The sequence below is a fragment of the Eubacterium ventriosum genome, from assembly GCF_025150745.1.
GTDB classification, from domain to species: Bacteria; Bacillota; Clostridia; order Lachnospirales; family Lachnospiraceae; genus Eubacterium_G; species Eubacterium_G ventriosum.
Window position 1 is genome coordinate 1,777,854 of record NZ_CP102282.1, and the last position, 18,293, is coordinate 1,796,146.

Annotated in this window: 16 protein-coding genes; all 16 read left to right on the forward strand. The window is 32.4% G+C overall.

Features of this window, described 5'->3' with window-relative positions; translation table 11 throughout:
* Positions 1-5 precede the first annotated feature (5 nt).
* The 16 genes from xseA to NQ558_RS08040 all read left to right on the forward strand — a co-directional run bounded on the left by xseA (position 6) and on the right by NQ558_RS08040 (position 18,091).
* Complete coding sequence (gene xseA, locus NQ558_RS07965) at positions 6-1,217, forward strand: exodeoxyribonuclease VII large subunit (RefSeq protein ID WP_005362890.1); 1,212 nt, start codon at positions 6-8, stop codon at positions 1,215-1,217.
* Complete coding sequence (gene xseB, locus NQ558_RS07970; protein WP_005362889.1) at positions 1,207-1,476, forward strand: exodeoxyribonuclease VII small subunit; 270 nt, start codon at positions 1,207-1,209, stop codon at positions 1,474-1,476. Before xseA ends, xseB begins: the two co-directional genes overlap by 11 nt.
* The gene (locus NQ558_RS07975; RefSeq protein WP_005362888.1) at positions 1,469-2,359 is read left to right on the forward strand and encodes a polyprenyl synthetase family protein; all 891 of its coding nucleotides are present in this window, start codon (positions 1,469-1,471) and stop codon (positions 2,357-2,359) included. The genes xseB and NQ558_RS07975 overlap by 8 nt, the downstream gene beginning before the upstream one ends.
* The gene (gene dxs / locus NQ558_RS07980) at positions 2,360-4,246 is read left to right on the forward strand and encodes a 1-deoxy-D-xylulose-5-phosphate synthase (protein WP_005362887.1); all 1,887 of its coding nucleotides are present in this window, start codon (positions 2,360-2,362) and stop codon (positions 4,244-4,246) included. It begins immediately after the preceding gene.
* Positions 4,243-5,070, forward strand: a complete 828-nt coding sequence (locus tag NQ558_RS07985; protein ID WP_005362886.1) for a TlyA family RNA methyltransferase — start codon at positions 4,243-4,245, stop codon at positions 5,068-5,070. Before dxs ends, NQ558_RS07985 begins: the two co-directional genes overlap by 4 nt.
* A 58-nt stretch (positions 5,071-5,128) precedes the next feature.
* The gene (locus NQ558_RS07990; protein WP_005362884.1) at positions 5,129-5,986 is read left to right on the forward strand and encodes an NAD(+)/NADH kinase; all 858 of its coding nucleotides are present in this window, start codon (positions 5,129-5,131) and stop codon (positions 5,984-5,986) included.
* Between the two features lie 10 nt (positions 5,987-5,996).
* Entirely contained in the window at positions 5,997-6,446 is a 450-nt protein-coding gene (argR, locus tag NQ558_RS07995; RefSeq protein WP_005362882.1) for an arginine repressor, read from the forward strand.
* A 266-nt stretch (positions 6,447-6,712) separates the two neighbouring features.
* A complete protein-coding gene (gene recN, locus NQ558_RS08000) occupies positions 6,713-8,401 on the forward strand; it encodes a DNA repair protein RecN (protein WP_005362880.1) in 1,689 nt (562 codons plus the stop codon).
* Between the two features lie 83 nt (positions 8,402-8,484).
* Complete coding sequence (gene spoIVB / locus NQ558_RS08005; RefSeq protein ID WP_040447077.1) at positions 8,485-9,708, forward strand: SpoIVB peptidase; 1,224 nt, start codon at positions 8,485-8,487, stop codon at positions 9,706-9,708.
* Positions 9,709-10,065: 357 nt separating this feature from the next.
* Positions 10,066-10,836 carry an FHA domain-containing protein gene (locus NQ558_RS08010; RefSeq protein ID WP_005362876.1) on the forward strand — a complete coding sequence of 257 codons (771 nt, stop codon included), beginning with the start codon at positions 10,066-10,068 and terminating at the stop codon, positions 10,834-10,836.
* A 256-nt stretch (positions 10,837-11,092) separates the two neighbouring features.
* Entirely contained in the window at positions 11,093-11,890 is a 798-nt protein-coding gene (gene spo0A, locus NQ558_RS08015; protein ID WP_005362874.1) for a sporulation transcription factor Spo0A, read from the forward strand.
* An 85-nt stretch (positions 11,891-11,975) separates the two neighbouring features.
* Positions 11,976-13,418, forward strand: a complete 1,443-nt coding sequence (gene glgA / locus NQ558_RS08020) for a glycogen synthase GlgA (protein ID WP_005362872.1) — start codon at positions 11,976-11,978, stop codon at positions 13,416-13,418.
* 245 nt (positions 13,419-13,663) lie between these two features.
* Entirely contained in the window at positions 13,664-14,218 is a 555-nt protein-coding gene (locus NQ558_RS08025; protein ID WP_005362870.1) for an RNA polymerase sigma factor, read from the forward strand.
* A 3-nt stretch (positions 14,219-14,221) separates the two neighbouring features.
* The gene (locus NQ558_RS08030) at positions 14,222-14,980 is read left to right on the forward strand and encodes a DUF4367 domain-containing protein (protein WP_005362868.1); all 759 of its coding nucleotides are present in this window, start codon (positions 14,222-14,224) and stop codon (positions 14,978-14,980) included.
* 290 nt (positions 14,981-15,270) lie between these two features.
* Entirely contained in the window at positions 15,271-16,605 is a 1,335-nt protein-coding gene (locus tag NQ558_RS08035) for a leucine-rich repeat domain-containing protein (protein ID WP_040447074.1), read from the forward strand.
* Between the two features lie 166 nt (positions 16,606-16,771).
* Complete coding sequence (locus NQ558_RS08040) at positions 16,772-18,091, forward strand: IS30 family transposase (RefSeq protein WP_040447072.1); 1,320 nt, start codon at positions 16,772-16,774, stop codon at positions 18,089-18,091.
* The last annotated feature ends 202 nt before the right edge of the window (positions 18,092-18,293 follow it).

Below are 18,293 nucleotides of genomic sequence, written 5' to 3' on the forward strand. Positions count from 1 at the left end.
TTAATATGGCATCCATATATACTGTAGGACAGGTAAACAATTATATAAAAAGAATGTTTAATCAGGACTTTGCCTTAAATAATATCTATATAAAAGGCGAGGTAAGTAACTGCAAATATCACACATCGGGACATATTTATTTTACGTTAAAGGATAGAACCGGAGTTATATCCGCAATTATGTTTGCAGGTAACAGGTCAGGACTTAAATTTAAGATGGAAGAAGGTCAGAAGGTTGTTGTCCTTGGCAGCGTAAGTGTTTATGAAAGAGATGGAAAGTACCAGATATATGCTAAGGAGATTATATTAGAAGGGGCAGGGTTACTTTATCAAAGATTTGAGCAATTAAAAGTTGAACTTGAAGAAATGGGACTTTTTGATCCTATGTATAAGAAACCTATTCCAAGATATGCTACAAGAATTGGAATATGTACAGCACAGACAGGTGCGGCAATACAAGATATTATTAATATAACAACCAGACGTAATCCGTATGTGCAACTTTATTTGTATCCATGCCTTGTGCAGGGGGCTGATGCAGCAAAAGACATTGTTAACGGAATAAGATGTCTTGACTCAATGAATCTTGACACCATTATTGTAGGCCGTGGTGGTGGCTCTATAGAGGATTTGTGGGCTTTTAATGAAAAGATTGTGGCAGAAGCCATTTTTAATTGCAATACCCCTATTATATCTGCAGTAGGACATGAAACAGATACAACAATAGCAGATTATGTTTCGGACAGAAGAGCACCTACTCCGTCGGCAGCGGCAGAATTGGCAGTGTTTGATTATATGGAATTTGAAAATAAGTTGCAGAATTATAGAAAGATGCTTACAACTTACGAAAAACATTTTATTGAAAAATACAAATTACTTACTAAGAATCTGGAAAATAGTATTCAGATGTATAGTCCTAAGAATATGTTACTTACAAGAAAGCAATATATATCTGACTTGCAGATGCATCTTACAGATTGTTTTCATACTATTTTGGATAGTAGAAAACATATGCTTCAGATATACGCAGTAAGACTTAACGGATTATCTCCACTTAATAAGATTTCAAAAGGCTTTGCCTATGTTGCAAATGATTCAGGAGAATCAATTAAAACAGTGGAACAACTTAAAAAAGGAGATAATATTAATCTGACAATTTCAGACGGAAAAATAAAAGCAAGTGTATTGGAAGTTCAGGGAGAAAATAATGGAGAATAATACTGAAAATAATGTTACAGGTATTATAGAAGAAAATAATACGGAAAATAATATGAATAATACAGAAAATGTCGGCATAGAAGATAATTTTGAACAGCTTGAAGATATAATTTCAAAAATGCAGTCAGACAGAATAACATTAGAACAGTCATTTGAATTATATAATAAAGGGCTTAGTTTGGTACAGGATTGTAACAACCAGATTGAAAAAATAGAAAAGCAGATTAAAATTATTGAAGAGGGAAATATAAATGAATAATTTTGATACAGAATTAAAGGAAAGAACGGCATACGTTGAAAAGATTGTATACGATTATTGTCCTAAGGAAGAAGGACTGCAGAAGATTATAATTGAAGCAATGAATTACAGTCTTAAGGCAGGTGGAAAAAGATTAAGACCAATGCTTGTTTTGGAAACATTAAGATTGTTTGGCGGAGATGAAAAAGAGGCATATCCGTTTATGGCAGCAATGGAAATGATTCATACATATTCATTAGTACATGATGATTTGCCGGCAATGGATAATGATATGTATAGAAGAGGCAAGAAGACTACACACGCCGTATATGGCGAAGATATAGGGATTCTTGCAGGGGATGGACTTCTTAATATGGCATACGAAACTATGAGTATGGCAATACTAAAGAGTAAATATCCTCAAAGAGCAGCACTTGCCATGAATATTCTTGCTTACAAGGCAGGAATCTACGGAATGATTGGCGGTCAGACTGTTGATGTAATAAACGAAAATAAAGAAAAAGACATAGATACAATTAATTTTATTCACAAGCTTAAGACAGCAGCATTAATCGAGGGGGCAATGATGGTTGGAGCCATTCTGGCAGGAGTAGATGAGCAGGCTGTTGAAACAGTGGAGGAAATAGCAACTAATGTAGGTATAGCATTCCAAATTCAGGATGATATTCTTGATGTAACAGGAACATTGGAAGAACTTGGAAAGCCGGTTCTTAGTGATGAAAAGAACAATAAGACTACATATGTTACTTTAAAAGGAATAGATGAATCAAAAAGGCTAGTTGAAGATTACTCAGAAAAGGCGGTTAATTTACTTGAAAGTCTTGGGGAAGATAGTGAATTCCTTAAAAATTTAATTATAAAATTAATTAACAGAGTGAAATAAATGAGTGAACTTTTAGAAAAAATTAATAAACCAAATGATATTAAAAATATAGATAAAAAAGATTATCCAAAACTTGCAGAAGAAATAAGAGAGTTTCTTATTGATTCAGTAAGTAAGACAGGGGGACATCTTGCTTCTAACTTAGGTACTGTTGATTTAACAATAGCTTTGCATGCAGTGCTTGATTTCCCTAAGGATAAGATTGTATGGGATGTTGGACATCAGGCATATACACATAAGATTTTAACAGGTCGTAAGGACGAGTTTGAATCTTTGCGACAGTTAAACGGATTAAGTGGTTTTCCGAAAAGACATGAAAGTCTATGTGACAGCTTTGATACAGGTCATAGTTCAACATCCATTTCTGCTGCCCTTGGTATGGCAACTGCAGCTGAACTAAATGAAACAGATGAAAAGATAGTTGCAGTAATAGGCGACGGAGCTTTAAGCGGTGGTATGGCATTAGAAGCAATTAACAATGCGGCAGATTTAAAACGAAACATGCTTATTATTATAAATGACAATAAAATGTCAATATCAAAGAATGTTGGTGGTATGTCTAATTATCTTAATAAGTTAAGAGCAAGTGAACAATACAATGACTTTAAAAGTGATGTAGAAACATCACTTAGCAGAATCCCCAAATTTGGTTCAAGCCTTGTAAAAAGTGTAAAAAGAACAAAGGACCATATTAAGAATCTGTTTATTAGTCAGGGATTGTTTGAAGATTTGGGAATAACATCTATTGGGCCTGTTGACGGCCATAATATTCCTGAAATGATAGATATTTTTAAAGAGGCATTAAAGATTAACAGACCGATTATTATTTGTGTAAGAACAAAGAAGGGCAAGGGTTATGAACCTGCAGAGAATAATCCTTCTAAGTATCACGGAGTTAATCCTTTTGACATAAGTACAGGCCTTGAAACAGTAACTAACGGAATGATGTCATATACAGATGTTTTCTCAAAAACATTGGTTAAAATGGCAAAGACAAATGACAGAATTCTTGCAATAACAGCGGCAATGCCTGATGGAACAGGATTATCAAGATTCCAGAAAGAATTCCCTGACAGATTTTTCGATGTGGGAATAGCAGAAGAACACGCAGTAACTTTTGCAGCAGGACTTGCAGTATCCGGATACAAGCCTGTGGTGTCAATATATTCATCGTTCTATCAGAGAGCATATGATCAGATTTTACACGATGTATGTATACAGAAACTTCCGGTAACATTGATTTTTGACAGGGCAGGTCTGGTTGGTAGTGACGGCGAAACCCATCAGGGCATTTTTGATATGTCATTTCTGTCAGCAATGCCTAATATGACAATAATTGCACCGTCAGGAATTAAAGAATTAAAAGAGGCAATGAAGTTTGCTGAACATTTTGACGGGCCAATAGCAATCAGATTTGCAAGAGGTGTTGCTTTTCCTGAAATTAAGGAAGACATTAATTTGCAGTATGGAAAAGGTCAGATATTAAAAGAAGGCAGTAAAGATGGCAACAATGCAGGTGGTAATGTGGCAATTATAGCTGTAGGCTCAATGGTTGAGGAAACCTATAAGGCAATAGATATGCTTGAGAAAGAGAATGTACATCCTGCATTTGTCAATCCTGTTTTTATTAAACCTATGGATACTGAACTTATTAAAAGGGTTGCTGAAAATCACAAACATATAATTGTTGTGGAAGAAGGAATTAAAAAAGGCGGTTTTGGAGAAAGCGTTGAAACTTTCATATTGGAAAGTGGAATTGATGCAGATGTTCAGGTTATGGCAATTGATGACAGGTTTGTGGAACAGGGTAACGTGGCTTTGCTTAGGGAAGAAATAGGAATAAGCTATAAAAATATATACGAAAAGGTAATGGAACTGACAAGATGAAAGAAAGATTAGATGTTTTATTAGTAAAAAGAGGTTTGGCTCCTTCAAGAGAGAAAGCCAAGGCCATAATAATGAGTGGTATAGTTTTCGTTGATAATGAACGCGAGGATAAGGCGGGAACAACTTTCGACGAAAAAGTAAATATTGAAGTTAGAGGAAAGACACTGAAATACGTTAGCCGTGGTGGCTTAAAATTAGAGAAAGCCATGGATGTTTTCGGAGTGAAGATAGAAGGAAAAACATGCATGGATGTTGGAGCTTCAACAGGTGGTTTTACTGACTGTATGTTACAGAATGGTGCGGTAAAAGTTTATTCTGTTGATGTGGGTCATGGTCAGCTTGCTTGGAAACTTGTACAGGATGACAGAGTAATCTGTATGGATAGAACTAATATTAGATATGTAACACCTGACCAAATTGATGATGTACTTGATTTTGCTTCAATTGATGTTTCATTTATATCATTAACTAAGGTTTTATTACCTGTTAAGAATCTTTTAAAAGAAAATGGTCAGATAGTATGTCTTATTAAGCCACAGTTTGAAGCAGGAAGAGAGAATGTAGGTAAAAAAGGTGTTGTAAGAGATAAGAAGGTTCACGTTCAGGTTATTGAAAAAGTAATAGAATATGCAATGTCCATAGGATTTAAGATTTTAAATCTTGACTATTCACCTGTTAAGGGACCGGAGGGCAATATTGAATATTTATTATATTTGCAGAACAATGGTGAAGAACCGGTTGTAGATGAGATATGTGTTGACCCTGTTAAAGTTGTTGAAGATTCACATGTAACACTTGATAAAAAGAAGCAGGAAAACAGTTAGATTTAGACTGGCTTAGATTAAGTTTATAATTATAATTTTTGAATATTGGAGTTTTTGGATGAAAAATTTTTGCATAATTACAAACAGCTATAAAGATGAAAAAAACAGCATTGCAAATAAAATATCAGATTATATTATAAAAAAAGGTGGCAATTGCGTGGTTTTAAATAACGTGGACACAGCTACAGGACAGTATCGGGTTATTTTAGAGGAGCAGGTTCCGGGAAATCTTGAATGTGTTATAACAATAGGTGGCGATGGGACATTACTTCATGCGGCTAAAGACTTAGAGAAACTTGATGTGATTTTTATTGGCGTAAATAAGGGAACTTTAGGTTTCCTTGCAGAAATTTCACCGGAAGAAATGGAAGGCTCAATTGACAGACTTTTAAATGACAGATTTAATGTTGAGTCAAGAATGATGTTGTGCGGTCAGGTTATAAGAAACAACGAAGTTGTGTACAAGTCTAACGTGCTTAATGATATTGTAATACATAGAGGTGGCGATATGGCTATTTCCAATTTTGATGTGTACGTTAACGGTCAACTTCTTGGAAAGTTTCAGGCAGATGGAATAATATTGTCAACACCAACAGGTTCAACTGCTTATAATCTTTCAGCAGGAGGTCCTGTGGCAAGACCTGATTCACATATGATTATTCTTACACCTATATGTCCTCATTCAATTGGAACAAGAAGTATTCTTCTGTCAAGAAATGATGAAATAGAGGTTATAATCGGACCGTCAAGAACGCCTAATGAAGAAAACAGAAAGATAGCATTTGACGGTGATGGAATATTTAACATAGTTTCAGAAGATAGAATCAGAATATATGAAGCAGTTGAAACCACAGAGATAGCTAAGCTTGACGAAGGAAGCTTTCTTCAGGTAATAAAGGATAAGCTTGGTGATTAGGAGATATGCCATGAAAACAAAAAGACAGCGAAAAATAATAGAATTAATAACCAATTATGATATTGAAACTCAGGAAGAGTTGGCAGCAAAGCTTGTTGAAAATGGTTTTAATGTAACCCAGGCCACAATATCAAGAGACATAAGAGAGCTTAATCTTACAAAAATAGCCACAAAAGGCGGTAAGCAGAAATATGCAGTACAGAGCAGTTCAGATATAGTATCAAATAGCAAGTATATGCGTGTCTTAAATGATGGAATTATAACAATGGATACGGCAGGAAATATACTTGTAGTAAAAACAGTGTCAGGAATGGCAATGGCAGTGGCTGCAGCACTTGACGCAATGCAGATTAAAGAAATTTTAGGCTGTATTGCCGGAGATGACACAATAATGTGTGTGGTAAAACATGCTGAAGAGACAGATAGGGTTAAGGAACATATAGAAAGTTTCATACGCTAAAAACGATTACACGGCTTGTTACGTGTCACAAGGTCATTTCCCCAACATTGTGCAAGCGCAGGTGGGACAAGACTTTTTGACATTATAATATAGTAAAAAAGATAATTAATACAATCACCCAGAGAAAAATTCAGTAGCAAACAATAGGCAGATTTTTGAAATTTTGCGAGTATAGTGCAAAGCGATAAAATCAACGTGTTTGCAATGAAATTTTCTCTGGGTGATTGGAAATATACAATTATCTAAAATATAGAAAGGAGGAAAACATGCTTTTAAATTTACACGTAAAGAATTTGGCTTTAATAGAAGAGGTAGATGTGGACTTTGAAAAAGGTTTAATCGTTTTAACAGGTGAAACCGGTGCAGGAAAGTCACTTATACTTGGCTCTGTAAACATTGCTTTAGGCAATAAGGCTTCTAAAGATATGATTAGAAAAGGCACAGATTATTCTTTGGTTGAATTAACTTTTTCAGTTAGCGAAAATTGCGCAAAACAATTGAAAAAATATGATATTTATATGGAAGAGGACAATATTGTTACAGTCACAAGAAAGATTTCAGAAGGAAGAAGTATTTCTAAAATAAATGGGGAAACTGTAAATATCAAAACATTAAAAAATGTAATGTCTTTATTAATTGACATACATGGTCAGCACGATCATCAGTCATTATTATATACAAAAAATCATTTAGATATTTTGGATAAATTTGCAAAGGATTCCATATTAGAATTAAAAGAACAGATTAAGGAAGAGTATAGTAAATATACAAAATTAATAAAAAAATTAGAAGAATTTAATATTGATGAAGGTCAAAAAGCAAGAGAGATTGAGTTTGCTGAATATGAAGTTAATGAAATTGAATCAGCTAATCTTAAACCGGAAGAAGATGTTCAGGTAGAAGAAGAATTTAAGAAGTTATCTAATAGCAAGGAAATAGTTTCAGCGTTGTCAGAAATTTACAACGCCTTAAGTTATGAAACAGCAGGCGGTCTTGGGGATATAATTAATAAGGCTGTAATGGATATTAATAGTATTAAGGGAATGGATGAAAAAATAAGCCAGTTCCAGACAGAACTATATGATATTGATAATCTTTGCAGAGAGCTTACGTCTCAGATTTATGATTATAACAGTGGAATGGATTTTAATCCTGAATATGTTAGGGAAGTTGAAGAAAGACTTGATGTTATTAATCATTTAAAATTAAAATATGGTAATAGTATAGAAGAGATTCTTAGATATAAAGAAGAAAAAGAAGAATATCTGGAAAAACTTAACAATATGACAGATGAAATGGAAAGCGTTAAAAATCAGATTTCAGAATTGGAAGGAACATTAAATAATCTCTGCACAAAGTTATCTGAACAAAGAAAAAAAGCTGCAAAGGAGCTGGAAGTTCTTGTAAAACAGGCTTTGGTTGATCTTAATTTTATTGCTGTTGAATTTGAAATTCAGATTACAAGAAAAGAAAGCATTGGAGAAAACGGATTTGATAATGTTGAATTTATGATTTCAACTAATCCGGGAGAATCTGTTAAACCATTGGCAAAGGTTGCATCAGGTGGTGAGTTATCAAGAATTATGCTTGCTATTAAGTCAATTCTTGCAACAGAAGACGATATTGACACATTGATTTTTGATGAAATTGATACTGGAATAAGTGGTCAGACGGCTATGAAAGTGGCAGAAAAAATGGCTAAAATCAGCAGAAATCATCAGGTTATATGTATTTCACATTTGTCACAGATTGCTGCAATGGCGGATAGTCATTATTTAATTAAAAAGACAGCAGATGAAAATTCTACAACAACATCAATTAAGAAACTTACAAGACAACAGTCAATAGAAGAACTTGTAAGAATAAATGGAGGCAGTGGAATAACAGAGGCCGGACTTATTCATGCAACTGAAATGAAAGATATGGCAGATAGAACAAAAAGTAACTTGTTTTAATTAAAGAATATTACACATATTAAGAAGGAGGACAAAAGTCTTCCTTCTATTTTTTCACAAAAATAATCGAAAGGGGTATGGAAATGAACAAACAAAAATATAGGAACTTTTTAATTACATCCATTTTGACAGCAATTGTAATAATTGTAGTATCTACAGTTATGTATGTTAAGGATAGATTGCCTAATACAATATTTATAAATACAAATACCAGTACCAAATATAATTTTTCCATGCCTGTTTCACTAAATGTTGAAAATAAAACAAGTATAAGGCTGAATGGAAAAAATACTATATACTCAGGAGAAAAAGGTGAATATAGCGGGAAATACAAAATGTTTGGCATAGTTCCAATCAAAAATACAAAAGTAAAAGTAGTAGATAAAAGAAAAGTTTACCCTGTAGGTTTGCCGGTGGGCCTGTATCTGAAAACTCAAGGAGTAATGATTATAGACGAAGGTCAGGTTATATCAAAAAATGGCGAAAAATTATGTCCTGCAAAAGGTCTTGTGAAAAAAGGGGACTATATTACGGAATTTAATGGAAAAACAGTAAGTAATAAGTCTCAATTGTCATATCTTATAAATGAAAACAAAGAAAAAATAGTAACATTAACAGTAAAAAATAATAATATTACAAAAAAGATATCTATTAAGCCTGTGTCTGATAAAAATGGAAATTATATGTTAGGAATTTGGGTTAGAGATGATTCTCAGGGAATAGGAACTGTTACATTTATAACAAAGGATAATAAATATTGTGCTTTAGGACATGGGATAAGTGATATTGATACAGGAGAATTGCTGTCCTCTAATAATGGAACAATATTTAAGGCAAATATATGGGGAATTAGAAAAGGAGAGTCTGGAAAACCAGGAGGTTTATGTGGCTCAATAGAATACAATAATAAAAACATTATTGGCGATATTACAAAAAACTGTGTATGCGGTTTGTATGGAAATATGGATAAGAAAATTATATCAGGATATAACATATCTGAAAAAGAAATAGGGCTACAATCTGAAATAAAAAAAGGTGAGGCATCTATACAGTTTATAGCAGATGGAAAAGTAAATATTTATAAAATAGAAATAGAGAATATATATGCCAATGCAAAAGAAAAGAATATGGTAATAAAAATAACAGATAAGAGACTGCTAAATAAAACAGGAGGAATTGTTCAGGGAATGAGTGGCAGTCCAATAATTCAAAATGGAAAAGTAATAGGAGCGGTAACTCATGTTATGATAAATGATCCAACAAGAGGATATGGTATATTAGCTGAAAATATGTTGAAAAGTATATAAAAATATAAATTGATTATAGCTTTGCGTTTGGCAAAGCTATTTTTTGTAATAGATGATTTTTAAATCTGAAATTACAAAAAAAGGCAGATTAATTCTGCTTTAAAAATGTAACTGGCGGAAAAATAGGAGGAAAAAGGAATAATAAAAAATCAGATAAAAATAGAATGTCCATATAAGTAAATGAATAGAATAAAAGGAACTTGTAAATAGATTATAATAGTGCCTTATAATAGTGAAAAAAGAATTCGCAAAAAAATCAAGAAATAAGTAGAAAAATGTAGTATACTAATATTTAATGTAGAGAATATGAAAAAAACTTCTATGATATTTAAGTAAGAGAAGTTACAGGAGGAATTTATGGCAAGAAGTAATGCAGATTTAGCACATGAAATAGAAGAATTAATAAAGAAATACAATAAGAAACCTGAGAAAAAGATTAAAAAAAGAGATATTATAGAACTTTTCCAGCAATGTGAAGTAATTGTTGCTGCAAAAGTTGATTACAGTGACTGTCAGATTATGGGTGAATTTATTGAAAATGCATCTCTTAAACCTGATGTTGTAAAAGATGGCAAAAGAACAAGATTAATGCCTGTTTTTACAACATTTGAACAGATACCTGTAGAATATATGGATAATTTTTCACTTATAAGAATGTCTGCTTCAGCAGCATACACTTATATGAACGATTGTGAAGAACTTAACGGATTAGTAATTAATCCTTTTACAGAGGCTAATTTGGAACTTCGCAAGAAGAGAATGACAAATCCTAATTCTGATGCAACAAGAAATTTTGGCAACACAATTCAGTCTAAAAGAGCAGAAAAACCTGTTGTAAATCAGGGAGAAGCCTTAATCATATACAATAATCAGAAGTTTGTAATAAACAAAAGTCCTTTTGTAATCGGACGTGAAAATGCGGATATTACAATACCTGAGACTTATATTTCAAAGATTCACGTAATTATTTCATATAAGGATGGTAAATACAGAATCGCAGATTACGATTCAACCAATGGAACAAAAGTTAACGGAACAAAATTAAGACCAAAAGTTTATTATGAAATCCGTGACGGATATGAAATAGAATTGTCAGAAAAAGAAAAAATGATTGTTTACATAAATTAATTTTTTGCCGACGCAAAAAGTGTTTTATCGACCTGAATTTTTGAAAAAAACAGATAAAACTATCTATTATTGTTACATAAAAAAATATATGTAAACCACATTGTCGAATAATGGTATTTTATGCGATTTCTTTAAGTTGAATAACGGGAAAATTCAAACTATAATCTTCTCTGTCAACAAAATATAACAGTACTGTTGTTGAAAGTTATATAGTTATGCAGATTAAAATAATAAAAGAAATTGACAGGAGGATAGTATGAATAAAATTAGTGTGGCAGTGGTAGATGATAATGAGAAGATAGTAGAGACTATTTGTAATGAATTAGAGAGGGACGAGGAAATTAACATAGTCGGAAAAGCAAAAAATGGCGAGGAGGCTTTTGATATAATAAAGAAAACCAATCCTGATGTTGTGGTCTTGGATTTGATAATGCCAAAGATGGACGGATTATCATTAATGAACAAGATACATAAGGACGGTTCAATTATAAAGCTTCCTTTTTTTATAATTACATCAGCAATAAGCAATGAAACAGTAATTCAGGATGCTTTCGGTTATGGGGCAGGTTATTATATGCTTAAACCTTTTGAAACAGAAATGATAGTTGAAAGGGTAAAAACAGCAAAAAGTTATAACAAACGTTTGCCTGATAACAAGAAGTTTGTTGCAGCCTACGAGGACAAGAAGAAATTTATGGACAGAAACATTGAAAGTGATGTAACAAACATAATCCACGACGTAGGTGTGCCGGCTCATATTAAAGGTTACCAGTATTTAAGAGAAGCAATTATTATGTCGGTCAATGATCCTGAAATGCTTAATTCCATTACAAAGATTTTGTATCCTACAATTGCAAAAACATTCCAGACAACATCAAGCAGGGTAGAGCGTGCAATAAGACATGCAATTGAGGTGGCATGGAACAGAGGAAAAATGGACACAATAGACGAATTGTTCGGTTATACAATAAATGCAGAGAAAGGAAAGCCTACAAATTCAGAATTTATTGCATTAATTGCAGATAAAATCAGATTAGAATACAAATGCAGATAATTAGCACTTTAATTTAAGCTGATTTTCTAGTATTATATACGTAAGAAACAAAATCCAAAAAAGAGACGACTTGGAGGAAAAATATATGAAAAAAATATTATTTGCAGCGTCAGAATGCGTACCTTTTATTAAGACAGGGGGGTTGGCAGACGTAGTTGGTTCATTGCCTAAGAGTTTTGACAAAGAAGAATATGATGTACGTGTTATTATTCCTAAATATATGTGCATTGACCAGAAATGGAAAGACCAGATGACATACATTGACCATTTTTATATGGACTTATGTTGGAGAAAACAGTATGTTGGAATTATGGAACTTGAATACGAAGGAGTAAAGATTTATTTTATTGATAATGAATATTACTTCGGCGGAGAAAAGCCATACAGTGATGCAAGATATGACTTAGAGAAGTTTGCATTCTTTTCAAGAGCAGTCCTTTCAGCTTTGCCAGTTATAGATTTCAGACCGGACGTAATACATTGCCATGACTGGCATACAGGTTTAATTCCTGTATACTTAAAAGACAGTTTCGCAAGCGGAGAGTTCTATCAGGGAATTAAGACTATAATGACTATTCACAATCTTAAATTCCAGGGAGTATGGGACATTGACACTATCAAGGATATTGCAGGATTGTCAGATTACTATTTTACATCTGATAAGCTTAAAGATTATGACAATGGTAACTACTTAAAGGGTGGTATAGTTTACGCTGATATGGTAACTACAGTTAGTGATACATACGCAGAAGAGATTAAGACACCATTCTTTGGAGAAGGATTAGACGGATTACTTAGAGCAAGATCTAATTGCCTGAGAGGTATTGTTAACGGTATTGATTACGATGAATACAATCCGGCTACAGACAAGTACATTGACAAGAATTTCTCAAAGGCTAATTTCAGAAAAGAAAAGGTTAAAAACAAAACAGCACTTCAGAAAGAATTAGGATTGGAAGTTAATCCAAAGAAGATGATGATTGGTATTGTAAGCCGACTTACAGACCAGAAGGGATTTGACCTTATCTCATGTGTAATGGATGAAATGTGTCAGGATGCAGTTCAGTTTGTTATATTAGGAACAGGTGAAGAACGTTATGAAAATATGTTCAGACACTTTGACTGGAAATATGGCAAGAGCGTATCAGCTAACATTTACTATTCAGAAGAACGTTCACACAAAGTATACGCAGCCTGTGATGCATTCTTAATGCCATCATTATTTGAACCATGTGGCTTAAGCCAGCTTATGAGTTTAAGATATGGTACATTACCTATAGTAAGAGAGACAGGTGGATTAAAGGATACAGTAGAACCATATAACGAATATGAGAACACAGGAACAGGTTTCTCATTCTGCAATTACAATGCTCACGAAATGATGGGTACAGTAAGATACGCTGAACACGTATATTATGACAAGAAACGTGATTGGAATAAGATGGTTGAAAGAGCAATGTCAGTTGACTTCTCATGGAAAACATCAGCAAAGAAATATCAGCAGTTATATGATGATTTAATTGGATAAAACTAATCAGATAATTGAATTAAAGAATAAAAAGAGTTGTTACTTAAGGTAGCAGCTCTTTTTTTGACTAACTAAAAAATCCTATTAATTAAAAATCTTTACACATATTTGAAATTGGATTGAAATAATATTTTATATTGTATTTGGTAGATAAACGTTAGGATTGAATATGGTATGGAATTTTGCTAGAATGTACAAAGATAACAAAAGATATAAAAGACACATATGAAAAATGGAGGGAGATTATGCTTGCAATAATCGAAGACATAGAGAATGAAGATAAGAAAAGTATACTTTCAGATTGGTATAAGAAGTATAACCGAATAATGAGGAAAAAAGCCTACTATATAATAGGTGATTATCACACTGCAAATGATATGGTAAATGAGGCTTTTATAAAAATAATTCAGAATTTTGAAAAAATAAATAAATTAAATTGTCACGCAAGGTCTTATTATTTCGTTATAACTATTAGAAGCGTTTGTATAGACTATTTAAGGAAGAACAAAATTAAATCAAAGTATTTAGATGAATACGTCACAGAAGAACAGGTTAGCAATACTAATATGTCAGAAAAAGGACATATTAATGAATTTGAAAAAAGTGAAATGTATATTGATTTAAGCAATGCTCTTTTGAAAATGTCAGAAAGAGACAAGGAGCTTCTAACTTATCGCTACACAATGGAAATGTCCTCAAAAGAAATTTCCAAAATAACAGGGATTAAGGAAAGCAATGTTAATTCTTATATTAGAAGAGCGAGAGAAAAACTTCTAAAAATATTTAATGGGGAGGTATAAGGCATGAAGAAAAGACAAATAAATGATGAAATGATGGATAGCGTACTTAAAACAATGTTGTCAGAGTATCAGGAAGAAGAAGGACGAAAGATATTAAAAGAGACAGAAGAATTAAACAAATCAGATGAGTATGCTCCAACAAAACAGCAAATAAAAGAATTTGAAAAAATCAGCAAAAAGCAGCTGCACAAAAAGAAAATTAAATCATTGAGCTTTAAATTAAAAGTATATAGAACAGCAACAGCTCTTGGAGTACTTTTGTTAATTTTCAACGTCTCAGTTGTATCAGTGCCGGCAATGAAAGAGAAAACCTTGGAATTTTTTATGAAAACATATAATGACCATACTGACATTGGAAAATATCCGGGAGAAAAAGTAGAAGATGTTAAAAATGTATCAGATGACAGGTTTACAATAAAGTTAAGCAAGGAATATGAAATCACATATCTGCCGAAAGGGTTTAAGATGACAAATATGAATAAGGATGAAGCAGGATGGAGTGCTGATTATTATAAAGACGCAGATATGATATCTTTCAAACAAAAATCAATTGAAGGAGGAGATATAGGAATAGATACCGAAAATACACAAAAATCATATGTAGATATTAACGGACATAAAGCGTTAGTGAATGAAAAGAAAAATGATAAAGTAATATCTATAGTGTGGAGGCAGGATGAAAGTGTTATAAGTATTATTTGCATTAACGTTAATAAAGATGAAGTTATAAAAATTGCTAATAGTGTTAAAAGTGTAGATTAAAGCATAGAAATGACTCTTCGGATAAGTTAAAAAATCCGAGGAGTTTTTTATTAAAAAAATTTTTTGAAAAAATTTAAAATAAATTGTCACTTTTTTCATTCTGGTTCGTTGTATTTAATAAGAAAGCTAAATTGGTGACGAAAACAGTGAAAATAGGAGGTGCGAAATGAAAAAGAAATTATTTACCATAATATTAGCATTTGATTTTAAATTGTACGAATAATTTTTAAAATCATGCAATAAAATTGGAAAATTATTCGTACAATTATTAAAGAATGGAGGTGCAAAAAATGAAAGGAAATATTAAAAGAATAGGATTGGTGTTACTTACTTTACTTACATTATCATTAGGTACGCTTGTAGTTAATGCAGAAACAAAAGATAGTGATTTTGTAATTGAGAATGGTGTCTTAAAGCAGTACAAAGGTAATGATGATACTGTTTACATACCGGAGGGAGTAACAAAAATTACTTCAGATGCATTTAAAAGAGAATATAGTGACTATGAAAAATGGGGTATGTACAGTGGAGATATGACTGAAAGAGATAACAGTTTTATGCTTAAAGATAAATTCTATGCAAGAAAAATAGTTCTATCATCAACTGTAAAAGAAATAGAAAGTTTTGCTATTCCTCGGAATACAGAAGAGTTGGTTTTGAACGAAGGACTGGAAATTCTTGATGATGCAGCTTTATACAATGTATCAGCCACTACATTAGAGATACCGTCTACATTAAAAAAGATAGGTAATGATGCGTTTTCACTTACTGTAAAAAAGATAACAGGAAATTGTAAAGAAGTAGAATTAGCAGACAGAGCTTTTAGTTATACAAAGAATTTGAGAGTTTTAGAACTTGCGGGAGTTAAAAATATACCAAGGGGATTATTTAGTGAATGCAGGAAAATAACAATGATGTCATTAACAGGAAACTATGCAGAAATAAAAGCAACTGACTTAAGAAAACTTAAAAATTTAAGAGCTGTAAATACATCAAAAGCAATTCAGGGAAATTTGAAAGAGTATTGTAAGAAATTAAAAAATAATAAAATAACCGTGTCATCTGAAATGAAGAAATTTGGAAAGTTTCTTATCGAAAATAAAAAACTCATTGAGTACACAGGAAATAGTGAAGTTGTTAAAATTCCAAAAGGAGTTAAAGTTATAGATGATATAGTTTTTCGTGGTGAAAATAAAATTAGAAAAATCGTAATGCCTAATACTGTAAGAACAATTGGAAAAGAAGCTTTCGATTCATGTGAAAGACTTATTGAGATTAAATTTTCTAAGAAACTTACAAAGATTGGAGACTATGCATTTAGTAATTGTACAAGGATGAAAAAGTATAATCTTCCAAAAACAGTAAAGAGTATAGGTAAATGTGCATTTAGATGGAACTACAGCTTAAAAACTGTTAATGTACCTAAAAAGGTTAAAACTATACAGTTTGCAACATTTGAAAATTGCGTAAATTTAAAGAAAGTTAATATGAAATCTGTAACTAGTATCGAAAGAAGAGCTTTTTGCGGAGATAAAAAATTGAAAAAAGTAAAGCTTAATAAAAAGGTAAAGGTCGGAAAGAAAGCTTTTCTTTTCACAAAAGTAAAGGGACAGAAAACAATTTAAAATAAAAATAGGGTATGTTTAAAAGGGCTCTTTGCCAAGAGTGGGGGTAAAAAGATTTTTAAAAATCACCTTAAATGAATCTCGAAGTTCTGTTTTTTACAATCAACCCATAAGTTAGTCCTGCAATGATATAATAGGAATGTATCCTCCTGAGATTGGAGGAAAAATGCCTGAGAAAAGAAAAAAAGGACAACACTTAACCTGGGAAAACAGACAGGAGATTCAATTAGGATTAAAAAATCATTTAAGCTTTGCAGCAATTGCCGACGTTATTGGTTGTTCACCGGACACCATATCCAAAGAAATAAGAAAGCATAGGTATTTTAAAGAGAGAACAAAAACAGCAGGAAATTACAACAGAGTAAATGACTGTAAATATAAAGACACGTGTAAAAAAAGAAACCTGTGTAACAAGAAAAAAGGATATCATTGTAGAATCCAATGTAAGAAATGCTACAAATGTATGACCCTATGTGATGCATATAAACCATATGTTTGTCCAATAGAACACAAGGCACCATATGTTTGCAATGCATGTGATAAATCTGCCACATGCAGATATGACAAATATCTGTATAATGCTAATTGTGCACATCACGAGTATCTTGAAACATTAAAAAGTTCAAGAGAAGGAATAGACATGACAAAGGCAGAACTGATAGAACTGGATGAACTAATAAGTCCGTTAATAAAAAAAGGACAGCCAATAGCACATACATATGAGAATCATAAAGAAGAAATTCCATGTAGCATGAGAACGGTATATGAATATATTGATAAATGTTATTTATCGGCAAGAAACATAGACATGCACAGAACTGTAAGATATAAGAAAAGGACAAAACATGAGGAAACACCAAAGGTCAGTCCAAGGAAGAAAATAGGTCATAGACATAATGATTTTTTGAAATATATTGAAGATCATCCAGGAATAAGAATAGTCCAGATGGACACAGTGGAAGGTATAAAAGGCGGAAAACTACTACAGACATTTCTGTGGCCGGAGAACAATCTGATGTTGGCATTTCTAATAGACAGTAAGGAAATGTCAAACACAGTAAGAGTGATTGACTACATCGAAGAAACAATAGGAATAGAAGAATTTAAGGAATTGTTTCCGGTTATTCTAACGGATAATGGTAGTGAGTTTGCAGATCCTGAAAAGTTCGAAAAAGGAATAAACGGAGAAAAAAGAACAAGATTATACTATTGTGAGGCAAGACATTCAGAACAAAAAGGTGAACTGGAAAAGAATCATGAATACATAAGATATGTATTGCCAAAGAAAACATCATTTGATGAACTTACACAGGAAAAGGTTCAGTTAATGATAAATCATATCAATAACACATCAAGACCAAAATTTAATGGTGAGACACCAATAAATAAGGCCTTGAAGTCATTTGATAAAAATGCAATGGAAAAGCTTGGGCTGGAAATCATCCTGCCGGATGAGGTCCACCTGAAGCCTGATCTATTGAAGTAAAAAACAGGCAGGAGGATACGAAAAGGATAACCGAATCCACAGGCATCCAGAAGTTACTCTTGCACCATGATTTCCGGGAGCCTGATTAGTATGCTCAAAAATCCATTGATTTAACTTAATTATAGAGTTGAGAATGAGAAAAAACAACAGTTAAATAGGAAAAAAATGGCGAAGCCAGAAGTTAGTTCTGCAAAAAGAAAAC